At 63.8% G+C, this 20,335-nt stretch carries 17 protein-coding genes; 9 read left to right on the forward strand and 8 right to left on the reverse strand.

Translation table 11 applies throughout. The features are described from left to right. Window positions 1–10 precede the first annotated feature (10 nt). Window positions 11–604, forward strand: coding sequence for an ActR/PrrA/RegA family redox response regulator transcription factor (locus HUN39_RS10135; protein ID WP_029651700.1), 594 nt, complete (start codon window positions 11–13; stop codon window positions 602–604). Window positions 605–609: 5 nt separating this feature from the next. Here the strand turns inward: HUN39_RS10135 and HUN39_RS10140 are convergent, their stop codons facing one another. After that, the gene (locus HUN39_RS10140; protein ID WP_175094402.1) at window positions 610–1,083 is read right to left on the reverse strand and encodes an MmcB family DNA repair protein; all 474 of its coding nucleotides are present in this window, start codon (window positions 1,081–1,083) and stop codon (window positions 610–612) included. A 104-nt stretch (window positions 1,084–1,187) separates the two neighbouring features. Between HUN39_RS10140 and HUN39_RS10145 the strand changes: the two genes are divergently transcribed. Beyond that, window positions 1,188–2,273 (forward strand): polyamine ABC transporter substrate-binding protein, encoded by a 1,086-nt coding sequence (locus HUN39_RS10145; protein ID WP_175094403.1) that lies wholly within the window; start codon window positions 1,188–1,190, stop codon window positions 2,271–2,273. A gap of 73 nt (window positions 2,274–2,346) precedes the next feature. On the opposite strand, the gene dnaA is transcribed toward HUN39_RS10145, so the two are convergent. The 6 genes from dnaA to coaBC all read right to left on the reverse strand — a co-directional run bounded on the left by dnaA (window position 2,347) and on the right by coaBC (window position 8,156). Then, window positions 2,347–3,849, reverse strand: a complete 1,503-nt coding sequence (dnaA, locus tag HUN39_RS10150) for a chromosomal replication initiator protein DnaA (protein ID WP_175094404.1) — start codon at window positions 3,847–3,849, stop codon at window positions 2,347–2,349. Between the two features lie 934 nt (window positions 3,850–4,783). After that, complete coding sequence (gene rpsT / locus HUN39_RS10155; RefSeq protein WP_014893140.1) at window positions 4,784–5,056, reverse strand: 30S ribosomal protein S20; 273 nt, start codon at window positions 5,054–5,056, stop codon at window positions 4,784–4,786. A 115-nt stretch (window positions 5,057–5,171) separates the two neighbouring features. After that, window positions 5,172–5,945: an enoyl-CoA hydratase gene (locus HUN39_RS10160; RefSeq protein WP_175094405.1), complete on the reverse strand. Its 774-nt coding sequence runs from the start codon at window positions 5,943–5,945 to the stop codon at window positions 5,172–5,174. 44 nt (window positions 5,946–5,989) lie between these two features. Next, complete coding sequence (locus HUN39_RS10165; protein ID WP_175094406.1) at window positions 5,990–6,433, reverse strand: RrF2 family transcriptional regulator; 444 nt, start codon at window positions 6,431–6,433, stop codon at window positions 5,990–5,992. Continuing rightward, a complete protein-coding gene (dut, locus tag HUN39_RS10170; protein ID WP_175094407.1) occupies window positions 6,433–6,894 on the reverse strand; it encodes a dUTP diphosphatase in 462 nt (153 codons plus the stop codon). The genes HUN39_RS10165 and dut overlap by 1 nt, the downstream gene beginning before the upstream one ends. Further along, window positions 6,891–8,156 carry a bifunctional phosphopantothenoylcysteine decarboxylase/phosphopantothenate--cysteine ligase CoaBC gene (gene coaBC, locus HUN39_RS10175; protein ID WP_175094408.1) on the reverse strand — a complete coding sequence of 422 codons (1,266 nt, stop codon included), beginning with the start codon at window positions 8,154–8,156 and terminating at the stop codon, window positions 6,891–6,893. Before coaBC ends, dut begins: the two co-directional genes overlap by 4 nt. A gap of 371 nt (window positions 8,157–8,527) precedes the next feature. On the opposite strand from coaBC, the gene HUN39_RS10180 reads away from it, so the two are divergent. The 7 genes from HUN39_RS10180 to HUN39_RS10210 all read left to right on the forward strand — a co-directional run bounded on the left by HUN39_RS10180 (window position 8,528) and on the right by HUN39_RS10210 (window position 17,001). Further along, on the forward strand, window positions 8,528–9,082 hold the full coding sequence (locus HUN39_RS10180) for a DUF3124 domain-containing protein (protein WP_232366028.1): 555 nt from the start codon (window positions 8,528–8,530) through the stop codon (window positions 9,080–9,082). Window positions 9,083–9,125: 43 nt separating this feature from the next. Then, a complete protein-coding gene (recF, locus tag HUN39_RS10185; protein WP_175094410.1) occupies window positions 9,126–10,265 on the forward strand; it encodes a DNA replication/repair protein RecF in 1,140 nt (379 codons plus the stop codon). A 96-nt stretch (window positions 10,266–10,361) separates the two neighbouring features. Next, window positions 10,362–12,161 carry a DNA helicase RecQ gene (recQ, locus tag HUN39_RS10190; RefSeq protein ID WP_175094411.1) on the forward strand — a complete coding sequence of 600 codons (1,800 nt, stop codon included), beginning with the start codon at window positions 10,362–10,364 and terminating at the stop codon, window positions 12,159–12,161. 178 nt (window positions 12,162–12,339) lie between these two features. Continuing rightward, the gene (gene gyrB, locus HUN39_RS10195; RefSeq protein ID WP_175094412.1) at window positions 12,340–14,784 is read left to right on the forward strand and encodes a DNA topoisomerase (ATP-hydrolyzing) subunit B; all 2,445 of its coding nucleotides are present in this window, start codon (window positions 12,340–12,342) and stop codon (window positions 14,782–14,784) included. A gap of 305 nt (window positions 14,785–15,089) precedes the next feature. After that, window positions 15,090–16,346: a serine hydroxymethyltransferase gene (locus tag HUN39_RS10200; protein WP_210266925.1), complete on the forward strand. Its 1,257-nt coding sequence runs from the start codon at window positions 15,090–15,092 to the stop codon at window positions 16,344–16,346. Window positions 16,347–16,354: 8 nt separating this feature from the next. Beyond that, window positions 16,355–16,675, forward strand: a complete 321-nt coding sequence (locus HUN39_RS10205) for a (2Fe-2S) ferredoxin domain-containing protein (protein WP_332310747.1) — start codon at window positions 16,355–16,357, stop codon at window positions 16,673–16,675. Window positions 16,676–16,752: 77 nt separating this feature from the next. Beyond that, the gene (locus tag HUN39_RS10210) at window positions 16,753–17,001 is read left to right on the forward strand and encodes a hypothetical protein (protein WP_175094413.1); all 249 of its coding nucleotides are present in this window, start codon (window positions 16,753–16,755) and stop codon (window positions 16,999–17,001) included. Between the two features lie 37 nt (window positions 17,002–17,038). Here HUN39_RS10210 and HUN39_RS10215 read toward each other — a convergent pair whose 3' ends face one another. Beyond that, on the reverse strand, window positions 17,039–20,320 hold the full coding sequence (locus HUN39_RS10215; RefSeq protein ID WP_175094414.1) for an efflux RND transporter permease subunit: 3,282 nt from the start codon (window positions 20,318–20,320) through the stop codon (window positions 17,039–17,041). Window positions 20,321–20,335 lie beyond the last annotated feature (15 nt).

Raw genomic sequence — 20,335 nt, forward strand, 5'->3', positions numbered from 1 at the left:
GAAACGCACGATGTCGACCGAAGAATTGAAGGCGGATCGAGAAGGCGTCTCGGAACCTGAGCAAGTTCCAGCGCTGCCACAGGATCGTTCACTGCTGATCCTGGATGACGACAAGCCGTTTCTTGGCAGATTGACGCGTGCGATGGAGGCCCGCGGCTTCCTGGTGACGCCCTGCGAAACGGTCGCCGAGGGTCTTGCCGCCCTTGAAACGAACCCACCGGCGTTCGCCATCATCGACATGCGGCTTGACGACGGCAATGGCCTCGACGTCATCTCAAAGCTGAAGACGTCACGTCCCGACGCGCGCGGAATCATCCTCACCGGCTACGGCAACATCGCGACCGCGGTGACCGCGGTTAAGCTCGGCGCCTTCGACTATTTGGCGAAGCCCGCCGACGCCGACGAAATCTATCACGCGTTGATGGCGACGCAGGTCGATAAACCCGACGCTCAAGAAAATCCCATGTCCGCCGACCGCGTGCGCTGGGAGCATATCCAGAGGGTTTTCGAGTCTTGCGACCGCAATGTCTCGGAGACGGCGCGGCGGCTCAACATGCACCGCCGGACCCTGCAACGCATTCTCGCCAAGCGTGCGCCCCGCTGACGACTTTAATTCGCCTGTTCGTCGCCGAAGGCCAGCAGGCAGTAACGGTCCGCCGCCATCGCCGCGAAGCGTAACAGCATCGAGCGTCGACGAGCGGGCGCGAGGGGGAAAGCCGGCGCCTCGCGCGTCAGTAGCGCCCCGTGGGCGTCCGCGACGATCAAGCCCGCATCATTTGGAAAAATCGCCGGATCGAGCGATGCGGGAATCGCGAAATAGAACCGATCGCAAAAGCCGCGATACTGCGGCCATTTAAGATCCGCGCGGAAATCCGCGTAGCTCGACTTGACCTCGACGATGCGCAGGCCCCCGTCAGATGCGAGCGCGATGAGATCGGCGCGTCGGCCGTTCGGCAGGGGCGCTTCGCAAACGATCGAAAATCCGCAGGCCCTCAGATAGCGCCGGGCGCCACGGGCCACGCATTTGGTCACGTCGGCGCGGCTTTCGAGCGCCGTCGCGCCTTCTACGAGGATCGCGGTCATAGTGTCTCCGCTGGCGTGTCGCCCGCTCCACCCAGCATGGCGCGTCGCCAAAGCGCGCGCAACCGTGATAGGTTCGCCCCATTGATCCACTACAGGCTTGGCGCATGAAACGGCTTCTTCTCGCATGCCTCCTCTCGCTCGTCGCCGCAATATCGCCCGTCCTGGGCGCAGAGCGCGCCGTCAACATTTTCAATTGGAGCGATTACATCGATCCAAGCGTTCTCGAGGACTTCACCCGAGAGACCGGAATCAAAGTCATTTACGACACCTATGACTCGAACGAAATGCTCGAGGCGCGGCTTCTTGCCGGCGACACCGGCTACGACGTGGTCGTGCCGTCGGCGACGTTCCTCCAGCGGCAGATTGCAGCGGGCGTGCTGCAGCCGATCGACAGAAGCAAGCTGGTCAACGCGCGCAATGTCTGGCCCGAGATCGACTCCAGACTTTCGCGTTTCGATCCGGGCAACCGCTACGCCATCAACTACATGTGGTACACGACGGGCGTCGCTTACGATGTCGCGAAGGTCCAGGAGCGGCTTGGCAAGCCGATAACGAGCTGGGATCAGGTCCTGCGGCCGGAAAATTTAAAGAAGCTCGCCGACTGTGGCGTCTACATGCTCGACAGTCCGGAGGACATGTTCGCGATCGCGCTCAACAACCTGAAGCTCGATCCCAATTCGAAAAATCCGAAGGACCTTTCGCGAGCCGCCGGTCTCTTAGGAAGTCTGCGCCGCTATGTGAAGAAATTTCATTCCTCTGAATATATCAATGCGCTGGCGAACGGCGACATTTGCGTCGCCATCGGTTGGTCGGGCGACAGTTTGCAAGCGCGCAATCGCGCCCGCGAAGCCGGAACCGACGTCGATATCGCTTACGTGATACCGACCGAAGGTTCGCTCCTGTCGCTGGACAATCTCGCGATCCCTAAGGATGCGCGCCATCTCGAGGAAGCCTATCTCTTCATCGACTATCTACTTCGACCAGACATCGCCGCGCGCAATTCGATCGCCACCAATTTCGCCAATGGCGTCGCGCCGTCACGACCGCTGATTGACAAGGCGGTCGCGAATGATCCGTCGGTCTATCCGAACGACCTCACCATGCGGCGCCTGTTTACCGTCACGGCGCCCGATCAGACGGTTCAGAAACTGATCACCAGATTGTGGACGACGGTGAAGACCGGACGATGAAGAGATCCGGCGCCGACGTGCGCCCGACGGAACGCGTCACGCATGACGCGTGAACCCAGCCGAGCGACGCTGTCTACTGCTCGCTCAATATGCGCTTCAGAAGTTCGATGACTTCGGCGAGCCCTTTGTCCTTGGAGGCGAGTTCCTCGATTTTCCGCACCGCGTGCAGCACCGTGGTGTGATCGCGGCCGCCAAATCTACGGCCAATCTCCGGCAGCGAGCGCAGCGTCAGCACTTTCGAGAGATACATGGCGATCTGCCGAGGCCGCACCACATTGGCGGTGCGCCGAGACGACAGAATGTCGGAGCGTGAAATATTGTAGTGGCTCGCCACGAGCTTCTGGATATCGTCGATCTTGACGCGTTTGGGATCCTGTGTGCGCACGAGATCGCGAATGGCCGTTTCCGCGGTCTCGACGGTCAGCGGCGCCCCGGTCAGCGTGGCGTGGGCGAGAAGCCGATTGACAGCGCCTTCAAGATCACGGCCGTTCGTCGCGATCGTCCGCGCCACGTAGGAGATGACCTCCGGCGGCACGTGGAAACTGGATTGCGACTCCTTCGCCGATGCAATGCGCGCGGCGAGGATCTTGATGCGCAAGGACTCGTCCAGCGGGCCGATGTCGACGCAAAGCCCGCCCTTGAATCGCGACAGCACGCGCTCGTCGAGCGTGTCGAGCTCGGACGGCGGCCGGTCGGCCGCGACGACGACCTGACGGCCGGCGTCAATCAGCGCATTCAGCGTGTGGCAGAATTCCTGCTGGATTGATTTGCCTTGGAGAAACTGAACGTCGTCGATGATCAGCACGTCGATGCCGCGCAGCTTCTCCTTGAACGCCAGCGACGTATGCGTGGTCAGCGAAGAGACGAAGCCGCTCATAAAGCGCTCAGCCGTCAGATAAATCGTATGGCGGCGGTTGTCGTTCGACGCATGCGCGAGCGCCTGCAGCAGATGCGTCTTGCCGAGCCCGACCGCCGCATGGGCGTAGAGCGGATTGAACATCGGAAGATCGCCGGAGCGCGCCTCCGCGACACGGCAGGCGGCCGCGTAGGCGAGCTGGTTCGACGGCCCGACGAGAAAGGTCGAGAAGGACAGCCGACGATCAAGCGGCGAGCCGACGAATGCGTCGGCGTCGTGACGCATGGTCATCGGGCGAGCGGCGCGGCGCGCATTTCCTTCGTTGGCCGCTTCGAGAGCAGGCGCGAATGACGCGACGGCGCGCGCGGCGCAGTGCGTCGTGTTGGACTCGACCTGATCTGCGCCGTCTTCACGCGAGCGCGCTTTGCGCATAGGCGAACGTACGTCGATGACGACTCGCTCGACCTTCGAGAATTCGCTCGCGACGCGCGCCTTGATGCGCGGCGCATAGTGCGACTGCACCCAGCTTTTCAAAAATTTGGTGGGCACCGTCAGATGCACCGCGCCGCCGTCGATACGCTCGAGCTCCAATCGCGTGAACCAGGAATTGTAAACCGCGTCGCCGAGGTCGCTCCTCAGTCTGTGTCGGACTCGGTCCCATTTCGAGCGATCTTCAGCGGTTACTCCGTCGTCTGCCAATTGTTCTCTATGATCGGACATATCAGACCTTTTTTCCGAAACGAGCGCCAGAAAGGGAGCCCTCGGCGAATCTCGCCGCTGGCGCTGATCGAAAGGAACCTAGTTGGATCGAGTAATTGCCGCCGCGAACGGCGCTAAATCAACACTCTTGAAGGCGGCCCAATCGCGAGCCGCGCGCATCTGCCGACGCTGGCGTCTTGCGTGAAACAGACGCCGCAAGACGTCCCGAACGACCGCATGTTGATGCGATCGTTGACGCTGCGCGCTCCCTGGACTGTCTCGGCCAACCGCCCCTTCGCCATGGCAAAGCTCTCCCCTGGTCCGGGATCAGCGAGAATCCCGGATTGATGCGCGTCGCAGGAAACGGAATTTACTCTACGCCCGTGCGAACTGATCACTTGAGTTTTCAAGCCGAACGGCTGGAAGGCGGCAATGCGTCTCGCTCTGTGGGCCCCATCCGCGCCGGGGAACGCAGGTCGTTCCCCTCACTATTGCGCGCCCATGAAAAACTGACGCCGACCGCCCTTCGTTCGACCCTTCGAAGCTACACGTCAGCGCCATCACGCGCAACGACGCTCGCAATTAAATCTGTCATAATGATTGGACTTTTGTCGCGTGGCGCCGTGAACTTTCTTCATCTTCGACGATAAGCCGATGATTCGCCGCTCTTAAAATTCCGCGGGTGACATGCGCGTCGGGGCGACCGCTGCGCGCGGAGTAAGCGCCAAAAATAGTGTCAAGTGCCCGCGCTATTTCCCGTTCGTGACAGCTTGATTGCAAGAGATTGAATCGGGAGAATTTTGAATGATCACGACTTATTGCTGCGAAAAAAAATTCCTGGCCGTGTCATCTGCGCTTCATGCGACGAATTGCCGTCGCCGTCCTGCGCAATAAAAAAGCCCGGCTCTCGCCGGGCTCCATAAATGCTGCGTCTACGTTATGCGCGGCGAATTCTCTATGCTTGTGCGGCCAGCGCCTTCACTCGCGCGGTCAGGCGCGAAACCTTTCGCGAGGCCGTGTTCTTGTGAATGACGCCTCGCTGTGCGGCGCGCATCACGATCGGCACGGCATTTTGCAGCGCGTCCGCCGCCACCGAGGCGTCGCCCGAGGCGATCGCCTCCTCGACCTTGCGCACAAAAGTGCGCATACGGCTGCGACGCGCCCGATTGACCGAAGTGCGGCGGGCGATCTTGCGAACGGCTTTCTTGGCCGAACTCGTATTGGCCATGCTTTGCGTGTCCTTGAAAGTGACGGCGATGCCGCCCAAAAACCAAACGGCCGCGAAATCGCGGCCAAGTGGCGTGGTTTATAAGCGCGACGGCCGCCTTTCGTCAATGGCCGCCCTATCGATTGGCGAAGGCCGGCTTCCGCTTTTCCACGAAGGCGTTCATGCCTTCCTTTTGATCGCCCGTCGCGAAAAGTGAATAGAAAAGCCCTCGCTCATGTCGGATTCCCTCGGCGAGCGTCGATTCAAAAGCGCGATTGACCGCCTCCTTGGCCATGAGAACCGCGGGAAGCGACATAGACGCGATCGTCGCGGCCGTCTTGATCGCCTCGGCGAGAAGATCGGCGGCCGGGACAATCCGCGCGACGAGGCCGGCGCGCTCGGCCTCCTCGGCGCCCATCATCCGACCCGTCAGTATGAGATCCATCGCCTTGGCCTTGCCGACGGCGCGGGTCAGCCGCTGCGTGCCGCCGGCGCCGGGAATCACGCCGAGCTTGATTTCCGGCTGGCCGAATACCGCCGTGTCGGCCGCGAGTATGAAGTCGCACATCATCGCGATTTCGCAGCCGCCGCCCAGCGCGAAGCCAGAGACGGCGGCGATGATGGGCTTGCGGGCCCGCGCCACGACGTCCCACCGGCCGATGAAATCGTCGAGAAAGGCGTCGACGAAGCCCTTGTCGCGCATCTCCTTGATGTCCGCGCCAGCGGCGAAGGCCTTCTCGGAGCCGGTGAGGACAACGCAGCCGACGCCGTCATCGGATTCAAACTTCGCGAGCGCGTCGTCGAGCTCGGCGATGAGCCGCGCGTTCAGCGCGTTGAGCGCTTCAGGCCGGTTGAGACGGATCAGTCCGACTCGGCCCTGCGTCTCGACTGCAATCGTGTCATAAGTCATGCGCGCCACCTCGCCAGTCCAGCGACTTCGCCGGCTCGCGCGCTTCATATCTCAAAATCGCCGCTCGCGTCCGCCCTTTCTCCAAAACCGAGCGTGACCGCGCGGGCGTGCAGATCGTCGAGCGTCACGTCGTCCAGTTGCCGGAGCGCGCTTTCTTCGGCTTCAGCGATGATCGGCTCCAGCACCGCCGAGAGCAGCGGCGGCGCCACGTCCGGCGCCTCCTCTTCAGCGCGCAAGGCGACGCGAACGATCTCGCCGACCGAAAGACGGCGCCTCTCGCGGGCCAGCGCATAGCCCCCCGCTGGCCCTCTTACGCTTTTGAGAATCCCCGCTCTCACCAGGGCCTGCAGGACCGTCTCCAAGCGTCGCGGGGGAAGATCGTGACGCGCGGCGAGCTGCTTTGACGACACCGGTCGACCGCGCGCATGAAGCGCCACGTCGAGCGTCGCCATGAGCGCGAAGCGAGCGGTACGCGGCAGGAGCTTCATCACGCGCCTTCTCCGGTCAGTCCCGTCGACCCGAAGCCGCCGGCGCCGCGCGTCGTTGCGTCGAGATCGTCGACCTCCTCAAGCGTCACATGCGCCACCGGCGCGATCACGAGCTGGGCGATGCGCATGCCGCGAACGATCTCGAAGGGCTGCCCCCCAAGATTGATCAGCAGCGTCTTGATCTCGCCGCGATAGTCGCTGTCGATGGTGCCCGGGGCGTTGAGAACGGTGACTCCATGCTCAGCGGCGAGGCCCGATCGCGGGCGAACCTGTCCCTCATAGCCTCGAGGCAGAGCGATCGAGAGCCCTGTGGGGATGACATCGCGGGCGCCCGGCTCCAGCACCAGCTTTTGCCCCGGCGCCAGCGCGGCGTGAAGATCAAGTCCCGCCGCGCCTTCGCTGGCGTAAGCTGGGAACGGCAGACCATCGCCGTTCGGCAGTCGGCGGATCGCGATTTTCATGACGCTTCGCCGCCGATCATCTGCGCCAGGCGCGCCACGAGCCGCTCGGCGAGGTCTTCCTTGCGAAGCCGCGGCCAATCTTCGACGCCCCCTCGCGAGACGAGGTGGGCCTGGTTCGTGGCCCCGCCAAATACGCCGGTCCCCTCGCTGACGTCGTTGGCGACGATGAGATCACATCCTTTTCGGGCGAGCTTTTCCTGCGCGTGGCGGATCAGGTCGCGCGTTTCCGCAGCAAAACCGACCACCAAGCGCGGACGGTTCGGTCCGCGTGAGACGCTCGCAAGAATGTCGGGATTTTCGACAAGCGACAGGCTTGGCGCGCCGCGCTCGCCTTTCTTGATCTTGTCGACCGCCGGCTCCGCGCGCCAATCGGCGACAGCCGCTGCGGAGACGAATATATCCGCCGGAAGCGCGGCCTCCACCGCGGCCAGCATGTTTCGCGCGCTCTCTATATGTATAGTCTCGCAGCCAGGGGGATCTGCGAGGGCGACCGGCCCTGAGATCAACGTCACGCGCGCCCCTGCGCGCGCCGCCGCCGCCGCAATGGCGTGCCCTTGCCGCCCTGACGAGCGGTTGGCGATGTAACGAACCGGGTCAATTGGCTCATGGGTGGGCCCGGAGGTGACGACGACATGCAGCCCTTCGAGCGCGCCGCCGCGCGTCAGCAGGCCTTCGGGCGCGGGCAGCCGGGTGTCCTGCTTCAGCGCGGTCTCGATTGCTTGGACGATCTCCAGCGGCTCGCTCATGCGCCCGGGTCCATATTCGCCGCAGGCCATGTCGCCGACGTTTGGGCCGACAAACCAAGCGCCGTCGCCGTGCAGCGTCGAGACATTACGCTGGGTTGCGGGGTGAAGCCACATGCGCACATTCATCGCCGGCGCATAAAGAACGCGCGTGTCGGTCGCGAGCAGCAGGGTGGTCGCAAGATCGTCGCAGAGACCGCGCGCGGCGCGCGCGAGAATATGCGCCGTCGCGGGGGCGACGACGAGAAGATCGGCGTCCCGCGACAGCTGAATATGGCCCATCTCCTGCTCGTCGGTCGCGGAGAAGAGATCGTCGTAGACTTTTTCGTTCGCGAGGCTGACGAAGGCGAGCGGCGTCACGAACTCCTTGGCCGCCGCCGTCATGACGACGCGCACCCGCGCGCCGCGCTCGCGCAGGCGCCGCACGAGATCCAGCGATTTATACGCGGCGATCCCCCCGCCGACGATCAGCAAGACGCGCTTGGCCTTAAGGCTCCGCGCACAACCCACGCCCGCCACTGAAAAAACTCCGATCGCCGCAGGCGGAGAATACAGATTTTATGCGTAAGGCCAAACGACTTCGCTCATCCAATCAGGAGAGCTTTTCCGCTCGCGGGACGCTTGCGCCAACATGCGCCGCTCTGCGATAAGGTCGCGCGCGACGCTTTCCGGCAGGGCCAGGCCGACAAGCATGGTCTCTCCCGATTAAAACGCGGCTTCGCTGGCCTCAAGAATGACTGAAACGCGTTAGGCTTCAGCGATGCGACTCCTCGTCGCGCATGCCCAACGTCGGCCCCTACGGCGAATGACATTCGATTAGACCTTTCGCAGCGCGGTGCTAGTGTGCGCCGGCGCCGCATATGTCGAGTCGAAAGGAAAAGGTGTGCGCGATGCCGCTTAGCCCTGCCCCGCGTGTTCTTGCCCCGCGTGTTCTTGCGCTCGCTCTGGTCGTGAGCGCTTTCGTCACGGAGTGCGCGGCTCGGTCGCCGCTGCCGTCGGCTCAGCCCGTCATCGTCAGCCCCGACGCCACGACATCAGCTCCGGCGGAGAAACTCGCGCTTCGCGGGCGCACGTTCATTCCGCTGCATTCGACGCTCATCGGGCAAGGCGGCGTGACGCGGCTGAACTTCTCCGGCGCGCTCTCGATCCACAACGCCTCGGCGACGAATATTCTCGCAATCGAAAAGATCGAATACCGCAGCGGCTCGGGTCAGTTGATCGAAAGCTACCTGAATGATCCCATCTATCTGAAGCCTTACGCTTCATCGCAGGTCACCATTGCGCAAGACGACGTTCGCGGCGGCACCGGCGCAAGTTTCACGGTCGACTGGTCAACGGCGCAAGGATCGGACGAACCCTTGATCGAAGCCGTGATGACCTCCTACACAGGTCCCCACAGCTACGCCATCCTCTCGCCGGGCCGCCGCGTTTCCCGGCCACAATGATCGCTCACGCGAAGGCGCCGCGTCGCTTTGACGCGACGGCGTCATGATGACCCTTGCGATAAAAAGCGCGCCGCGCGTGCGCCGCCTGACGCTCAGCGACTTCCGCTCCTATGCGGCGCTCGATTGCCGCTTCGAGTCGACGATCATTGCGCTCTTTGGCGAGAATGGCGCGGGCAAGACCAATCTGCTTGAAGCGCTGTCGCTGTTCTCGCCTGGCCGCGGCCTACGCCGCGCGGAACTCGCCGAATGCGCGAGACGCGGCGGCGCCGGCGGGTTCGCCGTGTCGATCGAAGTCGAGGCCGACGGGGTGGCGACGCAGCTCGGCCACGGGCTGACGCCGTCAGGCGAGCGGCTTTTTCGCGTTGATCGCATGCCTGTGAGCTCTGCGCGGGCCTTCGCGGATCATGTGCGGGCGCTCTGGCTCACGCCAGCGATGGATGGACTTTTCTCAGGCGCGGCGGGCGAAAGACGGCGCTTTTTGGATCGGCTGGCGCTCGGCGTCGACGCCGAGCACGGCGCGCGCGCCAACAGGCTGGAGCGGGCGCTGCGCAACCGAAACCGGCTTCTCGAAGAAGGCGTCGCCGACCGGCGCTGGCTCGACGCCGCCGAGCAGGAGATCGCCGCGCTCGGCGTCGCCGTGGCCGCCGCGCGGCGCGAAACCGTTTCGCGGCTCGTCGCGCTGATCGCCGCCGGACGCGACGACGCCTCGCCTTTTCCTTGGGCGGACGTGACGATCGAGGGCGAACTGGAGCAGCGGTTGGCGCTCGATCCGGCGCTCGCGGTGGAGGAGTGGTACCGCGGCGAACTCGCCGCATCACGACGCCGTGACGCCGCCGCCGGGCGCACATTGACGGGCCCGCAGGCGAGCGATCTCGCCGTGCGCCATGGCCCCAAGAACGAAGCCGCGCGCGCCTGCTCAACCGGCGAGCAGAAAGCCCTGCTGATGGGTCTAACGCTCGCGCACGCCCGCCTCGTCGCCGCCATGACGGGACTCACGCCGCTCGTGCTGCTCGACGAAGTCGCCGCGCATTTCGACGTGACGCGCCGCGAAGCCTTGTTTCAGGAGCTTGAAACGCTCGGCGGGCAGATATGGATGACGGGCGCGGACCCGCTGCTGTTTGCGTCATTGCAGGGACGCGCCCAGCTCTTGCGGGTGACGCCGGGGAAAGTGGAGAAAGCCTGACCTCCTCCGCGATCGTCGAAGCCCGAATCGATCTGGCTGGTCCGCAGCTTGCGTTCCTGATCGCCGCGCGAGCCTCTCCCATGCTATCCCGCCGCCATGGCCATGCTTCCCCCGCAGGCGCGCGTCCTGCTCAAATCGGTTTTCGGCTATGACGACTTCCGCCCCGGTCAGGCCGAGATCATCGTCGCCGTGCTCCATGGCGGGCCGGTGCTCGCGGTCATGCCGACCGGCAGCGGCAAATCCATGTGCTATCAGCTTCCCGCGATCATGGAAGGCGCGCTCACCGTGGTCGTCTCGCCGCTCATCGCGCTGATGCGCGATCAGGTGCGGCAGATGCAGGCGCTCGGCGTTGCGGCGGCGACGCTCAACTCCATGAACGGCGCACAAGAGAATGACGAAGCCCGCCGCGCGATGCGAGACGGCGCGTTACGACTGCTCTATGTCTCGCCCGAGCGCCTGATGATGGACGGGCTGATCGCCGATCTGCGCCGCGCCGGGGCGCGACGCCTCGCCATCGACGAAGCCCATTGCGTATCGGAATGGGGCCATGATTTCCGTCCCGAATATCGCGAGATCGGTCGCGCCGCCGAAGCGCTCGGCGACATCCAGGCGATCGGCCTCACCGCCACGGCCGACGCCGCGACGCGCGAGGACATCGCCAGGCGGCTCTTTCCCTCGCCGCCACAGCTCTTCCTGCACAGTTTCGATCGGCCCAACATCGCGCTTAATTTCGCTCTGAAGGACCAGCCGAAACGCCAGCTCTCGCACTTTCTCGAAAAACACAAAAGCGAGAGCGGCATCGTCTATTGCTCGTCGCGCAAGCGCACCGAAGACCTTGCGGATTACTTTCAGGAGCAAGGTTACGACGCGCTCGCCTATCATGCGGGGATGGATCAGGCGGCGCGCAATCGCAATGGCGACCGTTTCCTGCGCGAGGACGGCGTTATCGCCGTCGCGACCATCGCCTTCGGGATGGGCGTCAACAAGCCGGATGTGCGCTTCGTCGCACATGCCGACATGCCGTCGTCCGTCGAGAGCTATTATCAGGAGATCGGGCGCGCGGGCCGCGACGGGCTGCCGGCCGATACGCTGACGCTCTACTCGCTTGACGACATGGCCTTCCTGCGCCGGCGCATCGACGAAAAGGACGTGAGCGAGGAGCGCCGCCGCATCGAGCACGACCGCTTCTCCGCGCTGGCCATGCTGTGCGAGACGCCACGCTGCCGGCGCCAGACGCTGCTCGCCTATTTCGCGGAAGAAGCCGCGCCTTGCGGATGCTGCGACGTGTGCCAGGGCAAGGTCGCGGTTTTCGACGGCGTCATCCCGACGCAAAAGGCGCTCTCCGCCATCTATCGCACCGGCCAGCGCTTCGGCGCCGGACATATCGCCGACGTGCTGAGAGGCGAAACGACCGACGCCGTGCGCCGGCATGGGCATGACGCGATCAAGACCTTCGGCGTCGGCAAGGAATTCTCCAAATCGCAATGGTCGTCGATCATGCGTCAGCTCTTCGCCGCCGGCGCGCTGCGAACTGCAAGCGCGGAACATGGCGGCTTCGCCCTCACGCCAAAGGGCGAAAAAATTCTCTTCGGCCGCGAGACGATCATGCTGCGCGGCGATCCGCTGACGCGCAGCGACCGTCGCAAAAAAGCCGCCGCCGGCCTCGACGAGACGACGGATCGCATTCTCGCGGCCCTCAAGCGCAAGCGGCGCGAACTTGCGCAGGAGGAAGGCGTGCCGGCCTATGTCGTCTTCGCCGATCGCACGCTGATCGACATGGCCGAAAAGCGGCCGGCGACGCTCGACGACATGCTCGCGGTGCACGGCGTCGGCGAGAGGAAAGTCGCGCGTTACGGCGACGCCTTTCTCGAAGCCTTGGCGGAGGCGCTGCGTTAGCTTTTTCCCCGGCGCCGAGGCATAACCCTGGCCGGGAAGCCGGCGCGGGCCCGCCGCCCGCCGGAAAGGCTGTGAAACCGCCGGAAAGCGCAGTTATTCCGTGCATTTTGCAACCATTCCGGGGTAAAATCGGCCTTCTCGAATCGAGGGTCGTTCGACCCCCCGACAAATAGGTCAAATGAGCGAAGAAACCGAACGGAACGACCCGGCGGAATATGGCGCAGGGTCCATCAGGGTGCTGCGTGGCCTCGACGCCGTGCGCAAGCGTCCCGGCATGTATATCGGCGATACGGACGATGGCACCGGCCTCCACCACATGGTCTACGAGGTGGTCGACAACGCGATCGACGAGGCGCTCGCCGGCCATGCCACCCATGTCGACGTGACGCTCAACGCAGACGGCTCCTGTACGGTCTTCGATAATGGCCGCGGCATTCCGACCGACATCCATCACGAGGAAGGCGTCTCGGCGGCCGAAGTGATCATGACGCAGCTGCACGCCGGCGGAAAGTTCGACCAGAACTCCTACAAGGTTTCTGGCGGTCTGCACGGCGTCGGCGTCTCCGTGGTCAACGCCCTCTCCGTGTGGTTGAAGCTGCGCGTCTGGCGCGACGGCAAAGAACACGCAATCGAGTTCGCCAATGGCGACGCGGTCGCGCCGCTCGTCGTCGTGGGCGACGCTCCGGTCGTCGACGGCGCGCCCAAGCGCGGCACCGAAGTGACGTTTCTGCCGTCCTCCGCGACCTTCACGATGACCGAGTTCGACTTTGCGACGATCGAGCATCGGCTTCGCGAACTCGCCTTTTTGAATTCCGGCGTGCGCATCGTTTTGACCGACGCGCGACACGCCGAGGTCAAGCGCGAAGAGCTTTATTACGAGGGCGGGCTCGAGGCTTTCGTGCGCTATCTCGACCGCGCGAAGACGCCGCTCGTCTCGGCGCCGATCCTCATTCACGGTCAGCGCGACCAAATCAACGTCGAAGTCGCGCTGTGGTGGAACGACAGCTACCACGAAAATGTGCTGGCCTTCACCAACAACATTCCGCAGCGTGACGGCGGCGCGCATCTCGCTGGATTTCGCGGCGGGCTGACGCGCCAGATCACAGGCTACGCCGAATCCTCGGGCGTCGCCAAACGCGAGAAAGTCGACCTTACCGGCGATGACTGCCGCGAGGGACTGACCTGCGTTCTGTCGGTGAAAGTGCCGGACCCGAAATTCTCCTCGCAGACGAAGGACAAGCTCGTCTCCTCGGAAGTGCGCCCGGCCGTCGAGAATATCGTCAACGAATTGCTCGGCCAGTGGCTGGAGGAGCATCCGGCCGAAGCCAAGACCGTCGTTTCCAAAGTGTGCGAAGCGGCGGCGGCGCGCGAAGCGGCGCGCAAGGCGCGCGAGCTGACGCGCCGCAAAGGCGCGCTCGATGTCGCCAATCTTCCAGGCAAGCTTGCCGATTGCCAGGAGCGCGATCCGGCCAAGGCCGAACTGTTCATCGTCGAGGGCGACTCCGCCGGCGGCACGGCCAAGCAGGGCCGTAATCGCGAATTCCAGGCGGTGCTGCCGCTGCGCGGCAAGATCCTCAATGTCGAGCGCGCGCGTTTCGACAAGATGCTGTCCTCCGAACAGATCGGCACGCTGATCACCGCGCTCGGCACGGGCGTCGGCCGCGACGAGTTCAACGTCGACAAGCTGCGCTATCACAAAATCATCATCATGACGGACGCCGACGTCGACGGCGCCCATATCCGCACGCTGATCCTGACCTTCTTCTATCGGCAGATGCCGGAGCTGATCGAGCGCGGGCATATCTTCATCGCGCAGGCGCCGCTCTACAAGGTGATGCGCGGCAAGTCGACGCAATATCTGAAAGACGAGCGCGCGCTTGAAGATTATCTGATCGAAAGTCTGCTCGACGGCGCCGTGCTGCGCACCGGCGCAGAAGATCGCGCCGGCGCCGACCTGCGTCAAACGCTCGAAGATACCCGCGCGTTCCGCAATGTGATGCTCAGCCTGCATTCGCGCTATGACCGCGCCGTCGTCGAACAGGCGGCGATGGCCGGCGATCTGACGCCGCAGACAGATGAAGCAGAGGCGAAGCGCTACGCCGACGACATCTCGCGACGCCTCGATGCGATATCGGAGGAGACCGAACGCGGCTGGACGGGCGAGGTGCGCGACGGCGGGCAGAGTCTCGAATATGTCTTCAAGCGCACGTTGCGCGGCGTGACCCATGCGGTGACGCTCGACGCATCGCTGTTAAATTCCAGCGAGGCGCGCAAGCTGCATGAGCGCGCCGAGAGCCTTCGAGAAATCTTCGCCGCGCCGGCGACTCTGATTCGGCGCGGCGACGAGGCGCCGCTCTCCGGGCCGCTCGCGCTTTACGACGCGATGAACTCGATCGGCCGCAAGGGCCTGACGATCCAGCGCTACAAAGGCCTTGGCGAGATGAACGCCGAACAACTCTGGGAGACGACACTCGACCGCGACGCGCGTTCGCTGCTGCAGGTGAAGGTGAAGGAAGCGGCGGAGGCCGACGATATTTTCGTCAAGCTGATGGGCGATGTCGTGGAGCCGAGGCGCGAATTCATTCAGGAGAATGCGCTGAACGTCGCCAATTTGGATGTGTGAGCCAAAGGCCCTCATCCTGAGGAGCGCGCAATGCGCGCGTCTCGAAGGACGAGGGCCGCCTCCAGAAACCAACGACTGTTAGCGCAGCCCTCGTGCTTCGAGACGGCGCCTTGCAGGCGCCTCCTCAGCATGAGGACTGCTTAGGCAAACGCGGCGCGAGCAAATAATGCGTTCTCTGTCCCAATTCGCCTGCGGGCGAATCCATCATTGTACGAAAGAGTTCGCGTTTGACACTACGCGCAACGACGACGACATTCGCGTTGGATTGATCGAGAGAGGTATCGGCGCCACGGAACTGAGTAATCATGACGGCGCATAGCCCACACATAGATATCGGCCTCTCCTCCGATCCCGAACTCGCCGCGGCGATCGCCGGCGAGTTGCGGCGGCAGCAAGAGGGCGTCGAACTCATCGCCTCCGAAAACATCGTCTCGCGGCTCGTGCTTGAAGCGCAGGGCTCGATCCTCACCAACAAGACCGTCGAGGGCCTGCCCTTTGCGCGCTATTACGGCGGAGCCGAATTCGCCGACGCGATCGAAGCGCTCGCGATCGAACGTGCGAAGAAACTTTTCAAATGCCGCTTCGCCAATGTGCAGCCGCATTCCGGCTCCAACGCCAACGCCGGCGTGTTTCTCGGCCTCTTGAAGCTCGGCGATGCGATTCTCTCCATGAATGTCGCCGCCGGCGGCCACATCAGCCATGGCCATCCGGCGACTTTGACCGGGCGCGATTATAAAATCGTCTCCTATGGCGTCAGCCGCGAGTCCGAACGCATCGATCTCGACGAGGTGCGCGATCTCGCGCGGCGCGAAAGGCCGCGCATGATCATCGCCGGCGGCTCCGCCTATGCGCGCGCCATCGATTTCGCGTCGATGCGCGCGATCGCCGATGAGGTCGGCGCCTATTTCCTGGTCGACATGGCGCATTTCGCCGGCCTTGTCGCGACTGGCCTCTATCCTGATCCCCTCCCCCATGCGCATGTCGTGACGACGACGACGTACAAATCGCTGCGCGGCGCGCGCGGCGGCATGGTTCTGTGGAACGACGAAGGCCTGAGCGGCCGGATCAACGCCGGCATATTCCCCGGCGTGCAGGGCTCGGTGCTGCTGCATGGCGTAGCGGGCAAAGCGGCGTGCCTTGGCGAAGCCTTGCGTCCGGAATTTGCAGCCTACAACCGTGCGGTGATCGACAATGCGCGGGCGCTGGCGCGCGCTCTTGAAGATGCCGGCCTGCGCATCGTCACCGGCGGCACGGATATGGGTTTGATGCTGGTCGATCTTGCCGCGCGCGGTTTGACTGGCGATGTCGCCGCCAAGGCGCTGGAGCGCGCCGGCCTCGCCGTCAACAAGAATATGATCCCCTTCGATCCGCGTCCACCCGAGGCGCCGTCGGGCCTGCGCCTTTCGAGCAACGCCGGAACGACGCGCGGCTTCGGCGCCGCCGAGTTCGAAAGGATTGCGGGATGGATCGATCGCGTGCTGAAAAATCCGAAGGATGACGCGTTGATCGAAGCTGTCCGCAAAGACGTCGCGGCGCTCTGCGCGCAACACCCAATCTATTAAGCGCCCCCGTGAACGCTCCCCCCGTTCGTCTTCTCGTCTGCGTCGGCCCGCGCTGCGACGCCGAAGGGAAAGGCCGCACGCTGCTCGCGTCGGTCGAGACGTCTTTTGCGCAGGACTTTTCGCAGGAGCTGGCTTCCGGCCGTCTCATCATTACGACGCGCGATTGTCTGCGGCTCTGCACGCGCGATCCCGTCGTGCGTTTCGAACCGTCAGGCGACGCCCTGTCCAATCCCTCGCTCGACGACCTCTTGCGTCTCACCCGCGCCGCCCTTGTCGAGCAAATCCCAGCGCCATCGCGAAGTTACGATGAACAACAAAAGCTTAGTTGAACCCGCTTTGCTTTTCTCAAGAACGGTTCTACGCTTAGGTTTGCGCATTACAGACGCGTAGGTGTGAAAGGATCAACATGCGTAAGCTCATTCCGTTTTCGTTTCTCTTGGCGTTCGCCGCCGCGACCCCCGCCTACGCTCAGGGCACGTCGCAGGAACGCTCCGACTGCATGGGCGACGCCCTGAGATTCTGCAGTTCCGACATTCCTTTCGTCGAAGAAATCGAATCCTGCCTGAGCCAAAATGTGGCGCGACTGAGCCCCGCCTGCCGCCGCGAGTTCGGCCCGACGCAGAGCACGAAGCTGCGCGAAGACCACTTCCAGTAAGTAACGCGCCAAACGCGGCCTTTTGCGCCGCGCTCGATCATTGAATCTTGCGCCGAAGGCCGTCGAGCCACCTCTTGGCTCGACCCAGATCAATCTTTTTTGCTTCCTGCAAGCCGATCTCTTGCGCGAAACTCCCTTCCGACCTTGCAGCCGCCGGCGTGGACTCGCGGGCGCTCCCCGACTGGAAAAAACGCGCGAAAATGCGCACGACCACATAGAAGGTCGGCGTGAACGCGAGGCCGAACAGCGTCACGCCGAGCATGCCGAAAAACACCGCCGTGCCGATGGACTGACGCATTTCGGCGCCTGCGCCCTGCGCGACGGCGAGCGGCAGCACGCCGAGAATGAACGCCAGCGACGTCATCAGAATGGGCCTAAGACGCGTGCGGGCGGCGGTGACGGCAGCGTCGAATTTGGACTGGCCACCGTCTTCAGCCTGCTTGGCGAATTCGACGATGAGGATGGCGTTCTTCGCCGCGAGGCCGATCAGCACGACGAGCCCAATCTCGACCAATATGTTGCGATCGAGCCCCCTTGAGACGACCCCGAGCATCGCCGCGAGAATGCACATCGGCACGATGAGGATCACCGAAACCGGCAGGAGCAGGCTCTCATAGAGCGCGGCGAGCAGCAGAAAGACGAAAACCACCGCAAGGCCAAACGCGATGGCGGCGGTATTCCCGGCAAGCTTCTCCTGCAGGGCGATTTCCGTCCATTCGAAGCCGAATCCTTGCGGCAGCTTCTCCGCCGCGAGCTTCTCGACCGCCGCGATGCCCTGGCCGGAGGAGACGCCGCGCGCGAGATTGAGCTGCACCTCCGCGGCCGGATAGAGATTGTAGCGCGGCACGCGGAACGCGCCCGTCGTGTCGCGGAACGCAGCGACGGCGCCGATCGGCGCCATCGCGCCCGAAGCGCTGCGGGTCTTCAGATTGGCGATGTCGCGCAGCGTCAGGCGAAAGGGATCATCGGCCTGCGCCATGACGCGGTAGGTGCGTCCAAGGACATTGAAGTCGTTGACGAAGGTCGAGCCAAGATAGACCGAGAGCGTCTCGAAAACGCGCGAGATCGGCACGCCGATGAGTTCGGCCTTCGTGCGATCGACGTCGGCGAAGATCTGCGGCGTGCGCGTGTTGAACAGGGTGAACGCCTGCGTGAATTCTCCCGACTGACCAGCCGCGCCCGCGAGCGTCCATGTCGCGTTTTCGAGCGCAGGAAGTCCGCGCCCGGCGCGATCCTGCACATAGCCCTTGAGGCCGCCGCCGGTGCCGATTCCGGGCACCGAAGCCGGCGCCAGCACGAAGACGAAGGCGTCATTCAGTTTGGACAGTTGGCCGTAAAGGTCGGCTTGAATCTGCGCGGAGGACAGCCCCTTCTTTGCACGTTCCTCGAAGGCCTCCAGCGTGACGAAGATCACGCCGGTGTTCGGCGCATTGGTGAATGTCGCGCCGTCAAAGCCGGTGAAAACGACAGCATCCTTGACGCCCGCGCGCTTCAAAATAATGTCGGTCGCTTCGCGCATCACCTTGTCGGTGCGATCGAGCGTCGCCCCGGGCGGCAATTGGAAAGCGGCGATCACATAGCCGCGATCGAGTTGCGGAATGAGGCCGGTTGGCGTTCGACGCAGTAGATCGAAGGCGAAAAAGATGAGGATCGCATAGACGGCGAGCATGACGACGCCAAGCCGCACGAGACGGCCCGTCGCCGCGCCATATGCCGTCGACACCCTGTCGAACGCGGCGTTGAAGGCGTCGAAGAAGCGACGCAGCGGCGCATGCGCCCAGCTCAGCCGATGCGTCTTCTCTTCCTCCTCGACATCATGCGGCTTCAACAACATCGCCGCCAGCGCCGGCGACAGCGTCAGCGAAACAAAGGCTGAGATCAGCGTGGCGCTCGCGATGGTGATGGCGAATTGCTTATAGAACGCGCCCTGCAAGCCGCTGATGAAGGCGGTCGGGATGAACACGCCGCAGAGCACGAGCGCAATCGCGATCAACGCCCCGCCGACTTCATCCATCGTCTTGTGCGCGGCTTCCTTGGGCGAGAGCCCTTGCGCGAGATAGCGCTCGACATTCTCAACGACGACAATCGCGTCGTCGACGACGATGCCGATGGCGAGCACCAGGCCGAAGAGCGAGAGCGTGTTGAAGCTGAGGCCGGCGGCCGTCATCACGGCGAAGCTGCCGATCAGCGACACCGGGATCGCCGCCACCGGAATGATCGCCGCGCGCCACGTCTGCAGGAACAGGATGACGACGAGAACGACGAGGACGATCGCCTCGAGCAGGGTATGGACGACTTCGTCCACCGACTGCTGGATGAATTCGGTGGGATTGTAGACGACCGTGTAATCGACGCCGGCAGGGAAATTCTTCTTGAGCCGCTCCATCTCCTGCTTGACGGCCTCGGCCGTCTGCAAAGCGTTCGAGCCGGGACGCTGAAAGATGCCGAGCGCCGTCGCAACGTCGTGGTTGAGATAGGCGTTGAGCGTATAGTCCTGCGCGCCGAATTCGATGCGCGCGATGTCGCGCAGGTAAATCTGCCCATCGGCGTCGGCGCGGATGACGATGTCGCCAAATTGCTCCGGCGTGCTGAGCCGTCCCAGAGTCTGCACCGAAAGCTGGAAGGCGCCCGCCGAGGCCGCTGGCGGCTGATTGACCGCGCCGGCGGCGACTTGCAGATTGGCGCCGCGCAGCGCGGCGATGACGTCGCCCGCCGTCAGATCGCGCGCCTCGACTTTCGCCGGATCGAGCCAGACGCGCATCGAATAGTCTCTCGCGCCAAACAGGCGCGCGTCGCCGACCCCGTCGATTCGGGCGATGGCGTCCTTCACGTAGAGCGTCGCGTAGTTCGAAATATATTGCTGGTCGCGCGAGCCGTCGGGCGACAGCAGATGGACGACCATCATCAGATCCGGCGAGGCCTTCTTCACCACGACGCCGAAGCGCGTCACCTCCTCCGGCAACCGCGGATTGGCGATGGCGACGCGGTTCTGAACGAGCACCTGCGCGAGATCGATGTTGACGCCCGGCTTGAACACGACGTCGATCGACACGCGTCCGTCGCCCGTCGATTGCGACGTGATGTAGAGCATGTCGTCGACGCCATTGACCTCCTGCTCGATGGGCGAGGCCACGGTCTCGGCGATCACGTCCGCCGACGCGCCGGGATAGGTTGCGCTGATATTCACTGTCGGCGGCGCGATTTCCGGATATTCGGAGACGGGAAGCGCGCCTTGAGCAATCGCTCCCGCAAGCGTCAGAAGCACGGAAAGCACCGCCGCAAAGATCGGCCGCTCGATGAAGAAGTGCGAAATGCGCATAGCGTTCCTGATCTC

This window comes from Methylocystis silviterrae (genome assembly GCF_013350005.1).
Lineage (GTDB): Bacteria > Pseudomonadota > Alphaproteobacteria > Rhizobiales > Beijerinckiaceae > Methylocystis > Methylocystis silviterrae.

Bases quoted from the DNA above. Each gene is read 5' to 3' on its own strand.
- HUN39_RS10135 (WP_029651700.1), top strand. From the start codon at position 11: ATGTCGACCGAAGAATTGAAGGCGGATCGAGAAGGCGTCTCGGAACCT.
- HUN39_RS10210 (WP_175094413.1), top strand. From the start codon at position 16,753: ATGCGTAAGCTCATTCCGTTTTCGTTTCTCTTGGCGTTCGCCGCCGCG.
- dut (WP_175094407.1), bottom strand. From the start codon at position 6,894: ATGAAAATCGCGATCCGCCGACTGCCGAACGGCGATGGTCTGCCGTTC.
- HUN39_RS10200 (WP_210266925.1), top strand. From the start codon at position 15,090: ATGACGGCGCATAGCCCACACATAGATATCGGCCTCTCCTCCGATCCC.
- HUN39_RS10160 (WP_175094405.1), bottom strand. From the start codon at position 5,945: ATGACTTATGACACGATTGCAGTCGAGACGCAGGGCCGAGTCGGACTG.
- HUN39_RS10165 (WP_175094406.1), bottom strand. From the start codon at position 6,433: ATGAAGCTCCTGCCGCGTACCGCTCGCTTCGCGCTCATGGCGACGCTC.
- dnaA (WP_175094404.1), bottom strand. From the start codon at position 3,849: ATGTCCGATCATAGAGAACAATTGGCAGACGACGGAGTAACCGCTGAA.
- recQ (WP_175094411.1), top strand. From the start codon at position 10,362: ATGGCCATGCTTCCCCCGCAGGCGCGCGTCCTGCTCAAATCGGTTTTC.
- HUN39_RS10140 (WP_175094402.1), bottom strand. From the start codon at position 1,083: ATGACCGCGATCCTCGTAGAAGGCGCGACGGCGCTCGAAAGCCGCGCC.
- gyrB (WP_175094412.1), top strand. From the start codon at position 12,340: ATGAGCGAAGAAACCGAACGGAACGACCCGGCGGAATATGGCGCAGGG.
- HUN39_RS10145 (WP_175094403.1), top strand. From the start codon at position 1,188: ATGAAACGGCTTCTTCTCGCATGCCTCCTCTCGCTCGTCGCCGCAATA.
- rpsT (WP_014893140.1), bottom strand. From the start codon at position 5,056: ATGGCCAATACGAGTTCGGCCAAGAAAGCCGTTCGCAAGATCGCCCGC.
- recF (WP_175094410.1), top strand. From the start codon at position 9,126: ATGATGACCCTTGCGATAAAAAGCGCGCCGCGCGTGCGCCGCCTGACG.
- HUN39_RS10215 (WP_175094414.1), bottom strand. From the start codon at position 20,320: ATGCGCATTTCGCACTTCTTCATCGAGCGGCCGATCTTTGCGGCGGTG.
- HUN39_RS10180 (WP_232366028.1), top strand. From the start codon at position 8,528: ATGCCGCTTAGCCCTGCCCCGCGTGTTCTTGCCCCGCGTGTTCTTGCG.